Annotated in this window: 15 protein-coding genes; 10 read left to right on the top strand and 5 right to left on the bottom strand. The window is 68.9% G+C overall.

The genetic code is table 11. The annotated features are described in order from the left end of the window. Positions 1-14: 14 nt before the first annotated feature. Positions 15-965 (top strand): UDP-glucuronic acid decarboxylase family protein, encoded by a 951-nt coding sequence (locus ACFQ27_RS03150; protein ID WP_374346357.1) that lies wholly within the window; start codon positions 15-17, stop codon positions 963-965. Here the strand turns inward: ACFQ27_RS03150 and ACFQ27_RS03155 are convergent. Next, positions 962-2,107, bottom strand: a complete 1,146-nt coding sequence (locus ACFQ27_RS03155; protein WP_377352436.1) for a hypothetical protein — start codon at positions 2,105-2,107, stop codon at positions 962-964. The two genes, ACFQ27_RS03150 and ACFQ27_RS03155, sit on opposite strands and share 4 nt — an antisense overlap. A gap of 423 nt (positions 2,108-2,530) precedes the next feature. Between ACFQ27_RS03155 and ACFQ27_RS03160 the strand changes: the two genes are divergently transcribed. The 5 genes from ACFQ27_RS03160 to ACFQ27_RS03180 all read left to right on the top strand — a co-directional run bounded on the left by ACFQ27_RS03160 (position 2,531) and on the right by ACFQ27_RS03180 (position 9,254). Further along, on the top strand, positions 2,531-4,009 hold the full coding sequence (locus tag ACFQ27_RS03160; RefSeq protein WP_374346355.1) for an MFS transporter: 1,479 nt from the start codon (positions 2,531-2,533) through the stop codon (positions 4,007-4,009). A gap of 106 nt (positions 4,010-4,115) precedes the next feature. Continuing rightward, entirely contained in the window at positions 4,116-5,855 is a 1,740-nt protein-coding gene (locus tag ACFQ27_RS03165) for an N-acyl-D-amino-acid deacylase family protein (RefSeq protein WP_377352437.1), read from the top strand. A 6-nt stretch (positions 5,856-5,861) separates the two neighbouring features. After that, positions 5,862-6,749 carry a 3-keto-5-aminohexanoate cleavage protein gene (locus ACFQ27_RS03170; RefSeq protein WP_377352438.1) on the top strand — a complete coding sequence of 296 codons (888 nt, stop codon included), beginning with the start codon at positions 5,862-5,864 and terminating at the stop codon, positions 6,747-6,749. Further along, positions 6,749-7,525, top strand: a complete 777-nt coding sequence (locus ACFQ27_RS03175) for an IclR family transcriptional regulator (protein ID WP_374346352.1) — start codon at positions 6,749-6,751, stop codon at positions 7,523-7,525. Before ACFQ27_RS03170 ends, ACFQ27_RS03175 begins: the two co-directional genes overlap by 1 nt. Further along, entirely contained in the window at positions 7,518-9,254 is a 1,737-nt protein-coding gene (locus tag ACFQ27_RS03180; protein ID WP_377352439.1) for an N-acyl-D-amino-acid deacylase family protein, read from the top strand. The genes ACFQ27_RS03175 and ACFQ27_RS03180 overlap by 8 nt, the downstream gene beginning before the upstream one ends. 49 nt (positions 9,255-9,303) lie before the next feature. Here ACFQ27_RS03180 and ACFQ27_RS03185 read toward each other — a convergent pair whose 3' ends face one another. Continuing rightward, on the bottom strand, positions 9,304-10,467 hold the full coding sequence (locus tag ACFQ27_RS03185) for an acyl-CoA dehydrogenase family protein (protein WP_374346350.1): 1,164 nt from the start codon (positions 10,465-10,467) through the stop codon (positions 9,304-9,306). Between the two features lie 77 nt (positions 10,468-10,544). On the opposite strand from ACFQ27_RS03185, the gene ACFQ27_RS03190 reads away from it, so the two are divergent. Further along, positions 10,545-11,414 (top strand): hypothetical protein, encoded by an 870-nt coding sequence (locus ACFQ27_RS03190; RefSeq protein WP_377352441.1) that lies wholly within the window; start codon positions 10,545-10,547, stop codon positions 11,412-11,414. Between the two features lie 43 nt (positions 11,415-11,457). Beyond that, the gene (locus ACFQ27_RS03195; protein WP_377352443.1) at positions 11,458-13,560 is read left to right on the top strand and encodes an alpha-galactosidase; all 2,103 of its coding nucleotides are present in this window, start codon (positions 11,458-11,460) and stop codon (positions 13,558-13,560) included. Here ACFQ27_RS03195 and ACFQ27_RS03200 read toward each other — a convergent pair. Beyond that, positions 13,557-14,168 carry a TetR/AcrR family transcriptional regulator gene (locus tag ACFQ27_RS03200; RefSeq protein WP_377352444.1) on the bottom strand — a complete coding sequence of 204 codons (612 nt, stop codon included), beginning with the start codon at positions 14,166-14,168 and terminating at the stop codon, positions 13,557-13,559. The genes ACFQ27_RS03195 and ACFQ27_RS03200 overlap by 4 nt on opposite strands. After that, complete coding sequence (locus tag ACFQ27_RS03205; RefSeq protein WP_377352446.1) at positions 14,169-15,581, bottom strand: helix-turn-helix domain-containing protein; 1,413 nt, start codon at positions 15,579-15,581, stop codon at positions 14,169-14,171. A 178-nt stretch (positions 15,582-15,759) separates the two neighbouring features. Between ACFQ27_RS03205 and ACFQ27_RS03210 the strand changes: the two genes are divergently transcribed. Further along, the gene (locus tag ACFQ27_RS03210) at positions 15,760-16,122 is read left to right on the top strand and encodes a MerR family transcriptional regulator (RefSeq protein WP_377352448.1); all 363 of its coding nucleotides are present in this window, start codon (positions 15,760-15,762) and stop codon (positions 16,120-16,122) included. On the opposite strand, the gene ACFQ27_RS03215 is transcribed toward ACFQ27_RS03210, so the two are convergent. Further along, entirely contained in the window at positions 16,119-16,559 is a 441-nt protein-coding gene (locus ACFQ27_RS03215; RefSeq protein ID WP_377352450.1) for a hypothetical protein, read from the bottom strand. The genes ACFQ27_RS03210 and ACFQ27_RS03215 overlap by 4 nt on opposite strands. Before the next feature lie 347 nt (positions 16,560-16,906). Between ACFQ27_RS03215 and ACFQ27_RS03220 the strand changes: the two genes are divergently transcribed. Then, complete coding sequence (locus ACFQ27_RS03220) at positions 16,907-19,318, top strand: TonB-dependent receptor plug domain-containing protein (RefSeq protein ID WP_377352452.1); 2,412 nt, start codon at positions 16,907-16,909, stop codon at positions 19,316-19,318. Positions 19,319-19,344 lie beyond the last annotated feature (26 nt).

A 19,344-nucleotide genomic window follows, 5' to 3' on the forward strand; every position in this document is an offset into this window, starting at 1 on the left:
GGCAGGGGGAAGTCATGAAGCGTATCCTGGTCACCGGCGGCGCCGGCTTCATCGGATCGCATCTGTGCGAGCGTCTGCTCGACCAGGGCCACGAGGTGCTCTGCGTCGACAACTACTTCACCGGCCGCCGTCGCAATGTCGCCCGCCTGTTGGACAATCCGCGCTTCGAGCTGATGCGCCACGACGTGACCTTCCCGCTCTTCGTGGAGGTCGACGAGATCTACAATCTGGCCTGCCCCGCCTCGCCGGTGCACTACCAGTACGATCCGGTGCAGACGACCAAGACCAGCGTCCATGGCGCGATCAACATGCTGGGCCTGGCCAAGCGCACCCGCGCCAAGATCTTCCAGGCCTCGACCAGCGAGGTCTATGGCGACCCGGTGGTCCACCCGCAGGTCGAAGAATACTGGGGCAATGTGAATCCCATCGGCATCCGCTCCTGCTACGACGAGGGCAAGCGCTGCGCCGAGACCCTGTTCTTCGACTACCACCGCCAGCACAAGGTGAGGATCAAGGTCGCCCGGATCTTCAACACCTATGGTCCGCGCATGCATCCCAATGACGGGCGCGTGGTGTCCAACTTCATCGTCCAGGCCCTGAAGGGCGAGCCGATCACCCTCTATGGCGACGGCCAGCAGACCCGCTCCTTCTGCTTCGTCGACGACCTGGTCGAGGCCTTCCTGCGCCTGATGGGGACCAGCGACGACATCACCGGCCCGATCAATCTGGGCAATCCCGGTGAGTTCACGATCCGCGCCCTGGCCGAGAAGGTCATCGCCATGACCGGCTCCAGCTCCAAGCTGGTGTTCCTGCCCCTGCCGTCGGACGATCCCAAGCAGCGCCAGCCGGACATCTCCAAGGCCCGCGAGGTCCTGGACTGGGAGCCGACCACGCACCTCGAGGCCGGCCTCGCCAAGACCATCGCCTACTTCGACACCCTGCTGAAGGAAGAGGTGGCGGCCTAAGCCGCAGCCCGGTCTTCGGTGTTGACGCCCAGGCTCAGCTCGAAGTCCCGCAGCAGGTCATGGGCGTCGGGCCCGTCGCATTCCAGGCGCGCGCCTTCGGGGAAGCGATAGCGCCAGAAGCTGGCGATGTGCGACAGGGCGCCCACCATCTCGCCCAGGGACAGGAACATCGTCGGCGCCCGGACCAGGAAGGTGCGGAAAGCCCTGGGTTCGCCGTTGCGGGTCAGGTCGCGGAAGGCGTCGTCATAGACGGCGATGGCCGTGGCCACCTCCCGATAGCAGCGCCCCACGGCCCGCCGGATGCGCGCCTGGGCCTTGCGGACATAGTCCAGAGACTCCCGTGAACAGGGCGGCAGGACCTTCAGGGCTTCGATCTCGTCGAGCACCTTGTTCACGCGGCTGGTCAGGTCGGCCAGGCACCACTTGTAGTAAAGAAACCCCCGCCAGCTGAAGACGCCCTCCCGGAAGCTCTCGGGATCCAGGCCGAAGGTCATCCGTAGGGGTTCGAGCTTCTCGTCGATCCGCGCGGAGAGCAGGCTGTCCACCAGCCGGCCCCCGTCATTGACCTCGAGGTCGCCGAAGGCCAGGGCGATCAGGTTGGCGACCTCCTCGGCCACGAAGGCGCGCATACGCTCGATATCGGCCTGGGAGATGGCGAAGTAGCAGGGGGCGACGTCGACCTTCCGCCGCCGCAGGTGCTCCCGCAGCAGGAAGGGATCGAACGAGGGCAGCTCGTTCATGATCTCCAGCACGCGGACGTCGCGGACGAAGTCGGCGCCGTCCTCGCCGCCGCACACGTCCATCAGGCCCTCGCGCCAGCCTCTTTGGCCCATCAGGATCGACAGGCCGCCCAGGCCGAACTGGTCTCGGTGCAGGGGAAAGATGATCTTGGTCGTGGTTCGGTTGGGGCAGGTGACCAGGTAGACCTCGTCATCCCGCAGGCGGTGCTTCACGAACAGGGAGGTGTTCAGCAACCGCGACCGGAACAGCGGTCGGTCGATATAGTCCCACGACTCGGACCAATCCCGGGCCACGGCGACAAGGTTCAGCACCCGCGTCGTGGAGGCGGTCTGCTCAAGGTTGGCCAGATTGCGCACGCCGCTGCGGGCCTGGGCGGAGAAGGCCGAATTGGGTCTGCTCATCGGGACGGGTCCGGGGCGGCGATAGCGTCACCATGCCGCACCGAGGTCACGCATAGGTTTAAAACCAGAGTGAATCGCTCGTTAGGGGCGTATTTTGCAATCGCGGCGAGCGTGGCCTGGAGCGAGCTCGCGAAAGTTTCCGACCGCTTGGCCGGTTTTGACCTGGGGTGGCATTGACCCCGGGGCAGGGGCTTCCCAGATCAACTGCACAATAACGCCCGGCGCCGGTCCCTCTGGAGCGGCCGCACGGATATCAGGCCCGAGGTCAGCTCGGGCCCTAGGGAGGCAGGGCTTGAGGCCGACGCTGGGATCAGCGCCGAGACGGGAGATATGCGCGCGCCGCCGCCGCGCACCCCAGCCCATTTCATTTCTCCCGCCGCACCCGCGCCGTTCCGCGCCCAGCCCCACCCGACGGGAGTTTCCATGAGTTCGACCACGACGGCCGAGCGGCCGCCGCTCACCCTTGGCGTAAAGCTGCTCTACGGGATGGGGGCGGCGGCGAACACCATCAAGCAGCGCGGCGTCTCCACCTTCCTGCTGCTGTTCTACAACCAGGTGGTGGGCCTGCCGCCGGCCATGGTCTCCGGCGCGATCGCCATCGCCCTGGCGGTGGACGCGGTGGTCGATCCCATGGTCGGCCAGGTCTCGGACAACTTCCGCTCCCGCTGGGGGCGCAGGCATCCCTTCATGTACGCCGCCGCCCTGCCGGTCGGCGTCGGCTTCTTCCTGTTGTGGAACCCGCCGCACGGCTGGGAGCAACAGGCCCTGTTCGTCTACATGCTCACCTGCCTGCTGGTGATCCGGGTGTTCGACACCTTCTTCGAACTGCCGTCCTCGGCCCTCCTCGCCGAGCTGACGGACAAGTACGACGAGCGCACCAGCATGATCGCCATCCGCCAGCTGTTCGGCGTTATCGGCGCCCTGCTGATGACCCTGGCGGTCTATCAGGTCTTCCTGCGTGAGAACCCCGACGGCTCCGGCGGCGTCACCCAGCGGGAAGGCTGGTTCGCCTATTCCATCGTCGCCGCCATGATCATCTCCCTGGTGATCCTGGCCTCGTCCTGGGGCACCCACTCCCAGATCCCGTTCCTGCGTCAGCCCCCGTCGCGCAAGGTGACCTTCGCCGGCATGGCCAAGGAGATGGGCGAGACGCTCAAGAACCGCTCGTTCCTGGTGCTCACGGTCAGCGGCATGTTCATGTCCATGTCGCTGGGCCTCAAAGGGGCGCTGGAGCTCTATTTCAGCCTCTACTTCTGGGGCCTGAACCAGGCCCAGCTCTCCCTGCTGACGGTTGCGGGCATGATCGCCAGCGTCTCCGGGGCCGCGCTCGCCGCGCCCGTGGCCAAGCGCCTGGGCAAGCGCAACGGGGCCATCATCATGTTCGCCGGCGCTGTGGTGGCCTTGGTGGGCCCCATCTTCCTGCGCCTGATCGGCCTGATGCCGCCCAATGGCTCGACCGCCCTGTTCGTCATCCTGTTCATCGACGTGATCCTGAACGGCGCCATGGCGATCATGACCGGCGTCATGCTGGCCTCGATGATCGCCGACGTGGTGGAGGAGTCGGAGGTCCAGACCGGCCGCCGCTCCGAGGGCCTGCTGATGAGCGCCGACAACCTGTTCAAGAAGCTGGTGTCCGGCGTCGGTGTCTTCGCCTCGGGCCTGGTGCTGGCCTTCGCCCAGTTCCCGCAAGGCGCCAAGCGCGGCGAGGTGCCGGAGGATATCCTGCACGCCATGGCCTGGGTCTATCTGCCGGTGATCCTGGGCTTCTACAGCATCGCGATCCTGGGCCTGTTCCTGTTCCGCATCGACCGCAAGACGCACGAGGATAACCTCGCCATCCTGCGCGCCCGGGCCGAAGCCGAGGCCGAGATCGAGCAGGGGCGGCCGCCGACCCTGCCGTGATATTCTCTATGGAGAAACATTCTCTCTAGAGTGAAAATCACTCGCAAGCCGGGGCGACCGGCGCCATCCTGCCCGCCAACAAGAAACCTTCAGGGTGGAGACGGGCATGGGTCAGGTGGATCTGGTCGTCCGGGGCGGCACGGTGTTCGACGGAACCGGCGCGCCGGGCGTCGAGGCGGATGTGGCGGTGGACGCTGGCCGCATCGTCGCGGTGGGCCCGCATCTGGCGCTCAAGGGACGCGAGGAGATCGACGCCCGCGGCCTGCTGGTCACCCCCGGCTGGGTCGACATCCACACCCACTATGACGGCCAGGTGACCTGGGCTTCGCGGCTCGATCCGTCCTCGACCCTGGGCGCCACCACGGTGGTCATGGGGAATTGCGGCGTTGGCTTCGCGCCGGTGCGGCCCCAGGACCACGACACCCTGATCCGCCTGATGGAGGGCGTGGAGGACATTCCGGGCGCGGCCCTGCACGAGGGCCTGACCTGGAAGTGGGAGAGCTTCGGCGACTACATGGACGCCGTCGACAGCATCCCGCACGACATCGACGTCGGCCTGCAGGTCCCCCACGGCGCCCTGCGCGTCTATGTGATGGGCGAGCGCGGCGCGAACCGAGAGCCCGCGACCGCGGACGAAAACGCCGCCATGCGCGAGATCACCGCTGAGGCGATCCGCCAGGGCGCCCTGGGCTTCTCCACCACCCGCACCATGGTCCACCGCACCGCCGACGGCGACCTGACGCCCACGATCGGCGCGGCCCGTGACGAGATGCTGGCCATCGCCCAGGGCCTGGCCGACGCCGGCTCCGGCGTCCTGCAGATCGTCAGCGACTTCAAGGATATGGACGAGGAATTCGCCCTGCTGCGCGAGATGATGGTCGTCGCCGGCCAGCCGCTCAGCTTCTCCATGGTCCAGGCCGATGTGGTCCCCGACCAGTGGCGTCACCTGATGGAGCGCCTGGACAAGGCCGCCGACGACGGCCTGCCCATGAAGGCGGTGATCGCCGGCCGACCCGTGGGCCTGATGCTGGGCCTGCAGGGCTCGGCCCATCCCTTCATCTCCCGGCCCAGCTACCAGGAGATCGCCGACCTGCCGCTGGACGAGAAGGTCGCGCGGATGCGCGATCCGGCCTTCCGCGCCCGGCTGATCGCCGAGGCGCCCGCCAAGGGCCACCCGTTCATCAACTCCCTGGCCGGCGCCTATCACAAGATGTTCGAGCTGGGCGATCCGCCGAACTATGAGCCGGATCCCAAGGACAGCCTGGGCGCCAAGGCCAAGGCGCTGGGCGTCAATCCGGACGAGCTGGTCTATGACGCCCTGATCGCCGACGAAGGCCGCGCCTTCCTCTATTTCCCCATGCACAACTACGTCGAGGGCAGCCTCGACAATGTGCGCACCATGATCGACAGCCCCAACACCCTGTCGGGCCTGTCCGACGGCGGGGCCCATGTGGGGGCGATCTGCGACGTCAGCCTGCCGACCTTCATGCTCACCCACTGGGTCCGCGACCGCACCCGCGGCCCGCGCTTTGACCTGGCCCGGATGATCCACATCCAGACCCAGGTGACAGCGGAATCCGTGGGCCTGCTGGACCGCGGCGTCATCGCGCCGGGCTACCTCGGGGACCTCAACGTCATCGACTTCGAGCGGCTGCAGCTCAAGGCGCCCTACATGGTCTACGACCTGCCCACCGGGGCGCGGCGCCTGATGCAGGAGGCTGACGGCTATGTGGCGACCATCAAGTCCGGCCAGGTGATCTATCGCGAGGGCCAGCCCACCGGCGCCCTGCCGGGCCGTCTGGTCCGCGGCCGCCAGCCGGCGCCCCAGGCGCTCGCTGCGGAGTAGGGGGCCTTGGTTCCGCTCATCATCGAGGCGGCGCTGAATGGCGGCACGCCCAAGTCCCGCCAGCCGCACACGCCCAAGACCCCGGTCGAGATCGCGACCGACTCCCTGGCCGCGCTCGCCGCCGGCGCCGGCGTCGTGCACACCCACATCCAGGGCTACACCGCCACCGGCGACGCCGCCGCCCAGGAGTATTGGGCCGGCTGGGCGCCGGTGCTGGACCAGCAGCCTGACGCGATCCTCTACGCCACCGTGGCCGGGGGAAAGTCGGCGGAGGACCGCTTCGGCCACTATCGCGACCTGGCCCGGCGCGGCATGCGCATGGGCGCGCTCGACCCAGGCTCCGTGAACCTCGCCACCCACGGCGACGACGGCCTGCCGGGGACGACCTCCTTCGTCTACCAGACCAGCTACAAGGATATCGCCTGGCTGACGGACGTGCTGGCGGCTGAAAAACTCGGCCCGTCCATCGCCGTCTATGAGCCGGGGTTCCTGCGCGCCACGCTCGCCTATCACCGGGCCGGCCGCCTGCCGAAAGGCGCCTTCGTGAAGTTCTACTTCGGCGGCGCCTACAACATGCTGGACGGGCAGAAGAGCGACATCACCTTCGGCCTGCCGCCGACGCAGAAGGCCCTCGAGGCCTATCTGGAGATGATGGAGGGCTGCGACCTGCCCTGGGCCGTCACCATCCTGGGCGGCTGTGTCGCCGAGACGGGGCTTGCGAAGTTGGCCATCGAACGCGGGGGACACGTCCGGGTGGGCTTGGAGGACTATGCCGGTCCGCGCACGCCCACCAACGCCGAACTCGTGGCCGAAATCGTCGAGATGGCCAAGGCCGCCGGCCGCCCGGTCGCGACCAGCGCCCAGACCGCCGAGATCCTGGGCCTGCCCGCCTGATGCCCAGCGCCACGGTCCATGTGCTGAGGCCTGAGCCCCCGGCCAAGCCGGTGGGGGCGGTCACTTCGGCCATCGCCATCCTGCGCTGCCTGGGCCAGTCGACTGAGCCCTTGCGCCTGTCGGACATTGTCCGCGAACTCGGACTCAACAGCTCGACCGTCCTGAACATCCTGCGGACCCTCGACTATGAGGGCCTGGTCGCCGTCGACCCTCGCACCAAGCGCTACCAGTTGGCCCAGGGCCTGGCCGATCTCGCGAGGCCGCTGACCGGCCAGGACGACACTCGGATGCTGCGCCAGATGGACCTGACGGCCGAGGCGCTGGGCGCCACCGTCGCCCTGTGGACCGTTATTGGCGACGAGGTGGAGCTGACCCACGTCGCCGAGTCCTCAGCGGTCATGCGCATCGCCTTCACCGTGGGCCGTCGCCTGCCGGCCTATCTCGGCGCCATGGGCCGCCTCGTGGCCGCGCGCAGCGATGCGGGCCCGGCCGAGCGTCGCCGCCAGTTCGACGCCGTGCCCTGGAACCGCCCGCCGGCCTATGAGGCCTGGCTGGCCGAGGTGGAAGAAGCCCGCCGCCTCGGCGTCGGCTTCGACCACGGCGCCGTCAATCCTGGGGTGCTCGGTGTCGCCGTGCCGGTGGAGGGGCAGGGGCCCCTTCGCCGGATCATCGCCGCCGCCATGTTCGAAACCCCTGACCTGCAACCCGACCTCATCGCCGAGCGCCTGCGCCAGATCGCGGCCCTGGCTCCAGACGCGGAGACCCGCCATGCATGACCTGATCCTCAAGAACGGCCTGATCGTCGACGGCACGGGCGCGCCCGGCTTTCGCGGCGATGTCGCCGTCAAGGACGGCGTGATCGTCGAGGTGGGCGAGGTGTCCGGCCCGGCCGCCCGCACCCTGGACGCTGACGGCGCCCTGATCACCCCCGGCTTCGTCGACATCCACACCCACTATGACGGCCAGGTGTCCTGGGACAGCGTGCTGGCGCCGTCCTCGATCAACGGCGTCACCTCCATCGCCATGGGCAACTGCGGCGTCGGCTTCGCGCCCGCCCGGCCCGAGAAGCACGCCTGGCTGATCAACCTGCTGGAGGGCGTGGAAGACATTCCCGGCACGGCCCTGGCCGAAGGCCTGACCTGGGATTGGGAGACCTTCCCCGACTATCTGAACGCCCTGGCCCGCCGCAGCTACACGCTGGATATCGGCGCTCACGTGCCTCACGCGGCCCTTCGCGCCTATGTGATGGGCGACGCCGGCGGCGACCATGAGGCGGTTCCGTCTGATGCTGAACTCGCCCGCATGGAGGCTCTGACCTTCGAGGCCATGGAGGCCGGCGCCCTCGGCTTTTCCACCTCCCGCACCTATGTCCACCGCAGCCGCGACGGCCAGAACATCGGCACCCTAACGGCGTCGGAGGCCGAGCTTCTGGGCATCGCCGGCGCCCTGAAGCGGGCGGGCCGGGGCGTGATCCAGCTGATCAGCGACGCCTACCTGACCCCCGACGACGACTTCGCCCAGCGCGAGATGGACCTGATCCGCGCCCTGGTCCGCACCACCGGCCGCAAGCTGTCCTTCACCGTGCAGCAGACCGATGACGCGCCCGACCGCTGGAAGCACATCTTCCGCGAGGTGGCGGCCATGAACGCCGAGGGCCTGGACGTGAAGACCCAGGTGGCCCCGCGTCCCCTGGGCGTGATCCTCAGCTTCGCCTCGACCACCAACCCGTTCTTCATCTGCCCGACCTACCGCGAGGTGGCCCGCGAGGCGACGACCGAACAGCGGCTCGCCGCCCTGGCCGACCCGGCGGTGAAGGCCAAGATCCTGGCCGAGCACAAGCACATCCATCCGCCCGGCATGGCCCTGATCATCGTCCAGGGTTTCAACCGCATGCACCGCATGACCGATCCGGTGGACTACGAGCCCGACGCCTCGACCTCGCTCGGCGTCGAAGCTGAGCGCCTGGGCCGCGACCCGGCCGACTTCGTCTATGACGTGCTGCTGGAGGAGGGCGGTCGCCGGCTGCTCTACATGCCGCTGATCAACTATGCGCGCGGCAACCTCGACGACGTCTGGGGGATGATGAGCGGGCCGCACAGCCTCTATGGCCTGTCGGACGGCGGCGCCCACTGCGGCACCATCTGCGATGGCTCCTTCCCGACCACCACGCTCGAGCTGTGGTCCAAGGGCTCCAAGCAGGGCTACAAGGCGCCCATCGAGCAGCTGGTCCACGGCTACACCCAGCGCAACGCCCAGCACGTCGGCTGGCATGATCGCGGCGTGGTGAAGCCGGGCTACCTGGCCGACCTGAACGTCATCGACCTCGGGGGGCTTTCCCTCGGCCCGCCGGAGATCGTCCAGGACCTGCCCGCCGGCGGCGCCCGCCTGCTGCAGACCGCCCGCGGCTATCGCTGGACCGTCAAGTCCGGCAAGGTCACCTTCGAGAACGGCGCCTGGACCGGCGAAGTCCCCGGCAAGCTGCTGCGCGGCGACCAGGGGCTCTAGCATTTCCCCCGCACATCCCGGCCTTCGCCCGGATGTGCGGGGAATTCGCTCAAACCCGCAACACCGCCTTGGCCATGATGTTCCGCTGCACCTCATCCGTGCCGCCGGCGATGCTGGCCGCACGGCCTTCGTAGTAGCGGGCGACCTCGCGCCTGGCCCAGGCCGGGCCGAGGGGCGGGGAGGGCGCGGGGCCCGCCGCTTGCGGGAACCAGGGCGCGGCATAGTCGCCGGCGGTCTCCACATAGAGCTCCGTCATACGCTGAACGATCTCCGTGCCCTTGAGCTTCAGCATTGAGGATTGCGCGCCAGGGGCGTCGCCCGCCGCCACTTCCCACAGGGTGCGCAGTTCGGTCATTTCCAGGGCCTTGAGTTCGATCTCGGTCTCCATCAGCCGGCGTGCGAAGCCGGGCTCACGGATCAGGCCGTTGTCGGTGGCCGCGGCGCGGATCCCGGCCAGCAGGTTTAGCGACAGGGAGACATAGGCCTGGCCCGTGCGCTCGTGAGTCAGGAGGCCCTTGGCGTAGGTCCAGCCCTGGCCCTCCTCGCCGATGCGGTTCTCGACGGGCACGCGGACGCCGTCAAAGGTCACCCGGTTGAAGCTGTGGCGGCCGTCGAGGGAGATGATTGGCGAGACCTCGATCCCGGGCGTGCGCATATCCACCAGCAGGAAGGTGATTCCGGCCTGCTTCTTGGCCTCGGTCGCCGTGCGGGTCAGGCAGAACATCCAGTCGGCCTGGTGGGCGCCGCTGGTCCACACCTTCTCGCCGGTGATCACATAGTGGTCGCCCTCCAGCTCGGCCGCCGTGCGCAGAGAGGCCAGGTCCGAGCCCGCGCCCGGCTCGGAATAGCCCTGACACCAGCGGACCTTGTCGGCCAGGATATCGGGCAGGAACCGCGCCTGTTGCTGCGGCGAGCCATAGCCGAACAGGATCGGCGCCAGCATGCCCATGCCCATCCCGCCCACCTGCGGCGGTAGGCCGGCCCGGCTGGTCTCGCGTTCCCAGATGAAGGCCTGGGTGGCGCTCCAGCCGGGACCGCCGAACTGGACCGGCCACTTGTTCGCCGCCCAGCCTCTGGCCAGCAGGGCGTCGCGCCACCGCGCCTCGTCGTCGGCGTTCTGCTCGCGCGGCGCATGATCCGGAAAGGTCTGAGCGATCAGCGCGCGCACCTCGTCCCGAAAGGCCAGGTCGGTGGGGGTGAAATCCAGATCCATGGACTCGGTCCGTTATTGGAGTATATCTACAATAGAAGAAGCCGCAGGCCGCTAGGTCAAGCGCCAAGGAGGATTTGATGCCCAATAGCGAGCCCTTCCGCCTGTCCGAGACCGACGGCGTCCTCAGCGGCCCGGTGCGCCGGCCGGCCAATGCGTCGAAGCTGGCGGCCGGCTCCATCCACGACGACGCCACAGCCCAGCGCCTCGGCTTTCGCGGCGGCACGGTGGCCGCCAACATCCACTTCGAACAGTTCCCGCCGTTGCTCGAGGCGGCCCTGGGCGCAGCCTTCGCCCGCACCGGCGGCCTGTCTCTCTACTTCCTGACCCCCACCACGGATGGCGAGCCGGTCCAGGCCTTCGCCCGCCTGGAGGCGCCCGGCCGCGCCGAGGTCTGGATGCAGAACGCAGACGGCGGACGGGTCTGCGAAGGCACAGCCGTCCTGGCCGGGCCTGACGAGTTCTCGGCCCTGCGCGGGCGCCTGAAGGGCGTGCGACCGGCTCAAGACCTGCGCATTCTGGCCGGCGTGAGCGTCGGGGATGAGGTGCGTGATGTCCCGGCCCGGGTGGACAGCGCGCGCGGCGCGCCCCGCCTGGCCATGATCACCGAGGATCTGCCTCGCTATCACGGCGGCGAAGGCTTCGCAGGTCGCGTGGCCCCGCCCGCAACCGCCATCGACGCCCTACGCGCCGTCGAAGGCCCGCTGTTCGCCAAGGTGCAGGACTTCGTCGGCATGTTCGGCGCGATCGAACTGCAGATGCTGAACGGCCCCATCCTGGCCGACCATGACTACCTGGCCTCAGGCCGGGTCCTGGCCCTGTCGGAGTCGCCGAAGACCGAGATCGTCTGGTACGAAGCCTCGCTGACCGACCCGAAGACCGGTCAGAGGGTCGCCCAGATGATCCTGATGTCCCGGGTGCTGAAGGCGTCCTCGCCCCTCTGGGCTTGAGGCCGTCCGCGCATCACGGCAACCATGGCGGCCGGAGGTGGCCATGCTCAGGCTCGACGGCGGCGGACAGACCCTGCTCATCTGGCTGGACGCCGGACGGCCAAAGCTCGCCTATTGGGGACCGGGCCTGCCACCCGACCTCGACGACAGCGCCGTCGAGGTCCTGGCCCAGGCGACCCTGCCCTCAGGCGGCGTGCTGGACGCCGGCGAGGCCCTCGACCTGTTCCCGGAGGCCGGCAACGGCTTCACTGGCCATCCGGCCCTGATCGCCCACCGCGCGGGCGGCGGCTTCGTCAGCCAGATGCGCGCCGCCGGCTATGAACTTACCGCGGACGGGCTCAGCATCGAGCTTGCGGATCCTGCGGCGGGTCTGGCGGTGCGGCTCAGCCTGTCGCTCGACCCCGCCACCGGCGTCGCCGCCTTCCGCGCCCGCCTGACCAACACCGGCGACGACGCCCTGGCGCTCGATTGGATGAGCCCTTGCGCCCTGCCGTTCGCGGCGGGGGAACTGATGATGTTCGACGGCCGCTGGGCCCGCGAGTTCCAGACCGTGCGCCAGGCCCTGCCCACCGGCCTGGTGCTCAAGGACAACCGCACCGGCCGCACCTCGCACCACGCCCCGCCCTACATGCTGGTGGGGGAGGCGGGCTTCAGCCAGGCGACGGGCGAGGTCACCGGCGCCCACCTGGCCTGGAGCGGCGACGCCCGCATGCTGGCCGAACGCCTGCGCGATGGCCGTATCCAACTCCAGGGCGGCGAACTCTTCCTGCCCGGCGAGGTCAGCCTGGCGCCCGGCGAGACCTATGACACCCCGATCCTCTACGCCGCGCGCTCCGGCGCCGGCCTGAACGGCCTGTCGGACCGCTTCCATCCCTTTGTCCGCGAGGTGATCCTGGGCGGGCGGCTGAAGGCCAAGCCCCGGCCGGTGCACTTCAACACCTGGGAGGCGGTCTACTTCCGCCACGACCTCACTGAGCTCAAGGCCCTGGCCGATCTCGCCGCCGAGGTGGGGGCCGAGCGCTTCATCCTCGACGACGGCTGGTTCAAGGGCCGCAATGACGACACCACCAGCCTGGGCGACTGGATCCCCGACGCCGCCAAGTATCCCGACGGCCTGACGTCCCTGATCGATCACGTCCGCGGCCTCGGCCTGGAGTTCGGCCTGTGGGTCGAGCCGGAAATGGCCAATCTCGACAGCGACCTCGTCCGCGCCCATCCCGACTGGCTTTTGCATGTGGACGACCGCGCCCAGCCCGTGGGCCGGGGCCAGTATGTGCTGGACCTCACCCGTCCGGAGGTCGCCGACCACCTGTTCGCCCGGCTCGACGCCCTCTTGGCCCAGCACGAGATCGGCTACCTCAAATGGGACATGAACCGGGACCTGACCCATGCGGCCAGCCGCGGACGTCCCGCCAGCCGTCGCCAGACCCTGGCCGTCTACGCCCTGATCGACCGGCTGCGCGCCGCCCATCCGGACGTCGAGATCGAAAGCTGCGCCTCCGGCGGCGGCCGCGCCGATTTCGAGATCCTGAAGCGCACGGATCGCATCTGGACCTCGGACTGTAATGATCCGGTCGAGCGCCAGACCATCCAGCAGGGCTTCTCGATCTTCTTTCCGCCCGAGGTCATGGGCGCCCATGTGGGGCCGGCCGCCAGCCACACCACGGCGCGGCGCACCAGCCTGATGCTGCGCGCCTACACCGCCCTGTTCGGCCACATGGGGATCGAGGCCGACGTCCGCGACTTCCCGGACAAGGACCGGACGCGCCTGGCTGAGGCGATCGCTCTGCACAAGCGCCTGCGACCCCTGCTGCACGGTGGCCGGGTCCTGCGTCAGGACCCGGCCGACCCCGGCGCGGTCGCCGGGCTGGTCGTGGCTGAGGACCAGGCCCTGGCCAGCTACGCCCAGCTGGAGACGTCCCCGCACGCGACCTCTGCGCCCCTGCGGTTGACCGGCCTTGAGCCTAAGCAGACCTACGAGGTGACGCTGCTCAATCAGCGTCCCGCCCCGCCCAATCGCTTCACCCCGGACCTCCTTAAAGGGCAGGCGGTGCGCACGACCGGCGACCTGATCCAGGCCTTGGGACTGCCGCTGCCCGTCCTGCGAGCCGGCGAGATCGCGGTCTTCCAGCTGACGAGGGTCTAGCGGCGCTTGATCTCCGCCACGCCGGCGCTGATCGCGCCGAGGATCATGCCGATGGTCAGGGGCTCGATCTTGACCCGCGTCGCGGTCCCCGCCGCGATCCGGGCGCCGGCCGCCGCCGTAATCCCCATGCACAGCTCGACAATCGCCTCGGCCTCGGCCTCCACGATGTCATGCGCGCGGGCCAGTCGCCGGGACAGAAAGCGCACCGCCGCCCGGCGGTCGGCGCGGTTCTCGACCTCGAAGGCCGCCACCACGCCCGGATCGCTCATCAGCCGCTCGATCAGCAGCCCCCGCTCCTCGGACTGGCGTAGGGACAAGGCCGTCATGCGGCGCACCATGTCCTCGAAGTCCGCAGACGCCGTATTCTCGATCGCCTGGGCCGCGTGCAGCCGCTCGTACTCCCGCCGCAGCACCGCCTGCAGCAGGTCGAGCCGGCTTGGGAAGTAGTGATAGAGCAGGGCGGGGCTGACCTCAGCGCGCGCCGCCACGCCCTCCATGGTCAGGCCGGACAGGCCCTGGTCGATCACCAGGCCCGCGGCCTGGTCCAGGATCGCGTTGCGCCGATCTTCCGGCGCCAGACGCGTCCGACGCTTTGGAGCCGCCGCCATCTAGCTGATCCGATAGGGCACGACGGTGCGCTCGTCGCCGGGCACCCAGATCGGCCGGTCCACCGGCGGGAAGGCGCGCTGTGGACAGTCGTTGCGCTCGCAGATCCGGCACGAGACCCCGATCCGCGCGGGCCGACCATTGATGTCCACCCCTTCGGAATAGACCAGGGCGTCGGCGTACTGAAGCTCGCAGCCGAAGCCGAGCACATAGCGCCGGTCCGGCTCCAGGAAGGCGCCTGAGCGCTTCACCACGCTGCGCGCCACGCAAAGATAGCGCGCGCCGTCCGGCATTTCCGCCACCTGCACCAGGAACCGGTCCGGATGGCCGATGGCGTCGTGGACGTTCCACATCGGACACGCCCCGCCGAAGCGGGCGAACTGGAAGCGCGTGGCGCTGTGCCGCTTGGTGATGTTGCCGGCGTGGTCCAGGCGCACGAAGTAAAAGGGTATGCCCCGCGCGCCCGGCCGCTGCAGGGTCGAGAGCCGGTGACAGACCTGTTCCAGGCTGGACTGGAACCGCCGCGCCAGCTGCTCGACATCGTGCCGCAGCTCCCGCGCCGCTCCGGCGAACCGGCGATAGGGCAGGACCAGGGCGCCCGCCGCATAGTTCCGCAGCCCCACTCGGCAGACATCGCGCGCCGCCTGGCTGTGCAGGCCGGACGCCGCCAACTCGGCGTCGACCAGCCCGCCCAGCTCCGCCGAGACGATGTGGAAGGCCATCTGGAAACAGCGTGTCGCCGCCGGCTGGGCGGCGTTCAGCACCAGGGTCTTGGTCGCGGCGTCATAGCGGCGCATCAGGTCGCCAGAACCGTCGCGGACCACGGTCAGGCCCATGGTCTCGCGCAGATAGGTGTCCAGCACCGCTTCCAGATGGACGCCCGCGCCCCCCAGGTTCAGCCGCTCGGCCAGGGCCTCGGCGGCCAGGTCCAGCTCATGCAGATAGTTGTTCTTGTAGTGGAAGAAGTCCCGCACCTCCTCATAGGGCAGGAGGGACGAGGCCGCCGCCGTCTCGTCGACCGCCACGGCGGCGTCAGCCTGGCGCAGCCGGTCCTCGAGCCGCGCATAGGCCCGGTGCAGTTCCAGGAACCGGTGGGCGAAGACGGGCGCGGTGGCCGCCACATGCTTCAGCTCGGTGAAGGACAGGGCGCCTGGCGCATCGTTCAGGCCCGCCGTGGCCTCCCGCAGGTCGGCGATCAGGCGCTGGTCATCGTCGGCGTCCAGGGCCGAGGCGTCCACCTCGAAGGCCTTGATCATGGCCAGCAGCACGCGGGCCGAAACCGGGCGCTGGTTGGCCTCGATCTGCGACAGGTAACTGATCGACAGGCCCAAGAGACCGCTGGCCGCGTCGAGGGTCCAGCCGCGCTCCTGGCGCAGCCGCTTGACCTTCGGGCCGATGAAGAGCTTGTCCGCCATCAGTTTCGCAATTTTGCAGTTTCACAAGTTGCGCTGCGAGCGCGTTCACACCTTGGCCCATTTCCGCGGGCCATGCAGCAGGAAATTGCTGACTTTTTTGCCGTGCCGGTGCGTAAGGTGTTTCGCAGCTTCACACGGCAAGCGAAATTTCGCGGCCGCATCGAGACGGGAGATTTCTATGGCGACGGCGACCCGGTCCATGGCGACCATCACCCAACTTTCCGAACTCTACGGCCTGACCCCGCGCGCCATCCGCTTCTACGAGGAGCGTGGCCTGGTCGAGAGCGGTCGCGACATGTTCAACCGCCGCCTCTACGACATGGACGCCCGCGAGCGCCTGCGCGCCATCGCTGAGCTGCGCCGCGCCGGCCTGGGCCTGGAAGAGATCGAAACCATCCTGAGCCTGGAAGACGGCGAAGCGCGCCACGCTCAGATCCTGGACGCCCTGGACCGCCGTCGCGCCCAACTGGAAGGCGACCTGAACGTCCTGCGCGTCGCCATCGACCGCTACCAAGGCCAGACCCAGCGGGTCGCCGCCTAAAAACGGGCCGGCAGGGGCTGGAGATCCGGCGAGACCCAGCCCCGCCGCGCTTCGACCGAGAACAGTCGGTCCTTGCTCCAGTAGGTGAGCAGCCAGCCCGAACCGCCGAGTTCGGTCTCCATCAGCCTATCGACCACCTCGTGCAGCGGCCTGTCCCCCCAGGCCGCCAGCACCGCTTGCGCCGCATGGATCGAGGCCAGGGTGATGGTCTCGTGATAGCCGGAGCTGTCGCTGTTCTCGACGCCGGTTGCGGTGTTGTAGGCCCGGATCATGTCCGGCATGGCGGCCGGCAGGTCGAGATCCGGCCGCGCCCGCAAAAGCCAGAGCGCGGCGGCGAAATGACCCGCATGGGTCCATTCAGCCTTGGGCAGGCTGCGGTCGCTGAATCGCAGGCCCAGATGGGCCACGGCGTCGTCATCGGGGTAGAACTTGGTCATCGGGTGTTCCTTGGTTGGAAGAGGACCCCGGACAGCGGACACGAAAAACCCCGCCGGCCGGGCGGGGTGGCGGGTTCGGATCCTGTGCTGAAAATCTAGGCCAGGACCTGCGCGCGCGCCAACGCCGCCGAAGACGGGCGTTGCTGCTGCTGATTTCTGCGCGCGGCGTGAACCATGGCCCAGGTTTGCCGTTCTGCGCCCCGGTCGTCAATGCGGTCCCGGTCCAGGTAGGCGACATGTCCAGGCCGCAACCCGGCGCCACCTTCGCGACAAGGGCGCGCAATACGCTCGCAACACGAAGCGCCGAGAGGTGAGTCCGTTCGCTTCGGCGCAGTAAGAGGTTCCGCTTGAAATTCTCCCCGACCCCTCCGCCGTTCTCCGCCAGCCTGCGTCAGCTGCTGATGGCGGGCGTTGTCGCCCTGGCGGCCTCGCCGGCCCTGGCCCAGACCACACCCGCCGCACAGGCCAAGACCCCTGTCGAGGCCGATGACGTCACCGAGGTTGAGGGCATCACCGTCACGGCGTCCGGTCGGCTGCCCGGCGCGGTGGTCGGCGACATTCCGGCCGAAGTGACCCTGACGCCGCGCGAGATCCGGGCCTATGGCGCGGCCAATGTCACCGAGCTGATCGCCGCCCTGGCGCCCCAGACCACCACCTCGCGCGGCGGCGCGGCCGGCGGACGGCCCGTGGTCCTGGTCAATGGCGCGCGGGTCTCCAGCTTCCGCGAGATCCACGACATCCCGACCGAGGCCATCGTTCGGGTCGACATCCTGCCGGAGGAGGTCGCGCTCAAATACGGCTACCGGGCCGACCAGAAGGTCGTGAACCTGGTCCTGCGTCGCCGCTTCAACGCCCTGACCGCCCAGGCCGGCTACAAGTTCGGCACGGCCAGCGGCGGCGCCGACGTGTCCGATATCGACCTGAACCAACTCACCATCCGCGACGGCTCGCGGCTGATGATCGACGCCAAGGCGAGCGACCAGAACCGGCTCTTGGAGACCGACCGCAACCTGGCGGCGCCCCGGTCCGACGCCGCCTATCGCACCCTGATCCCGGACCAGCAGACCTGGGCGCTCAACACGGTGCTGACCAAGCCTCTCTGGGAAGGCGGCGCGGGGACGGTCAATCTCAGCCTGGAGTCCGCCGACACCACCAGCCTGCTGGGCCTGAACACCGTGGCCTCAGGGCCGCTCACCCGCGACGGCTCCGTCGTCACTGGGCATCTCGGCGGGGCGCTGAACGGCGGCTTCCAAGGCTGGCGCTGGTCCGCCACCGCCAATCTCGACCGCACCGAGACGGACAGTGCGACCCAGCGGATCCTGTCCGGCGTGGGCTATCGCGACACCTCGAACTCGGTCTCCACCAGCTTCGACAGCCAGGCGGACATCAGCGGCTCGCCCTTCCGGCTGCCGGCCGGGGCGGTGAACACCATCCTGACCGTGGGCTACGAGTCCACCAAGCTGGAGAGCGACTCGGTGCGCGCCGGCGTCGCCCGCTCCGGCGAGCTGTCCCGCGACACGGCCAGCGCCAAGTTGAACGTCGACCTGCCCCTGGCCAGCGTCCGCAACGACGTCCTCGCCGGGCTCGGCGACCTGACGGTCAACCTCAACCTGGCCAGCGACCAGCTCTCCGACTTCGGCAATCTGTCCACGGTGGGCTATGGCCTCAACTGGTCGCCGGTGAAGCCCGTCCGCCTCATCGCCTCGGTGACCCGCGACCAGGGCGCGCCCACCCTGCAGCAGATCGGCGACCCGGAGCAGGTGACGCCCGGCGTCCAGGTCTATGACTTCCGCACCGGCCAGACGGTGGTGATCTCCCGCCTCGACGGTGGCAATCGCGCCCTGGACGCCCAGGAGGGCAGGGTGATGAAGCTGGGCCTCAACCTCACGCCCTGGTCCAAGGTCAACCTGACCTTCAGCGCCGACTATATCGACAGCCGGACCGACAACCTGATCTCCAGCTTCCCCAGCGCCTCGACCCAGGTGGAGGCGGCCTTCCCGGACCGGTTCATCCGCAGCGCGGCGGGCCAGTTGATCCAGATCGACGCCCGGCCGGTGAACTTCGACCGGCGCGACACCTCGGAATTGCGCACCGGCTTCAACTACCGCCGCAGCTTCGGGCCTCAGCCGAACTTCCCCCGCGGCCCGATGGGCGGCGCCGGTGGCGATGGGCCGCCGCCGGGAGGTCCCCCTCCGGGCGGTGGCCACGGATTCGGCGGACCGGGATTTGGCGGGGGCGGCTTCGGTGGTCCGGGCGGCTTCACCCCACCGCGCGGCATGGGCATGTTCCAGATCGGCCTCTATCACACGGTCAAGTTCACGGATGAGATCACCATCCGGCCGGGCCTGCCCAAGCTCGACCTGCTGGACGGCGCCGCCATCGGCTCGGGCGGCGGCACGCCAAAGAACCAGGTCGATCTCCAGGCCAACCTGACCCGCAACGGCCTGGGCGCCTCGCTGCAGGCGCACTGGGACGAGGGAACCCGGGTCGTGGGGTCCGGCGCCATCGGCGCCCAGGACCTCAGCTTCTCGGACCTGACGACGGTCAATCTGCGTCTGTTCGCCGACCTGGGCTTCCAGCCGGCCCTGCAGAAGCACCCCTTCTTCCGGCGCTCGCGGCTGGTGGTCTCCATCGACAACCTGTTCGACGAAAAGCAGACCGTCACGGCCAGCGATGGCACGACCCCGGTCACCTACCAGGCCGACTATCTCGACCCTCGGGGGCGAACGGTGAAGGTGTCCTTCCGCAAGCTGTTCTAGGCGCCTGCGCTCGGGGTCGCTTGCAA

Origin of the sequence: Phenylobacterium conjunctum (assembly GCF_042679085.1) — a bacterium.
Lineage (GTDB): Bacteria > Pseudomonadota > Alphaproteobacteria > Caulobacterales > Caulobacteraceae > Phenylobacterium > Phenylobacterium conjunctum.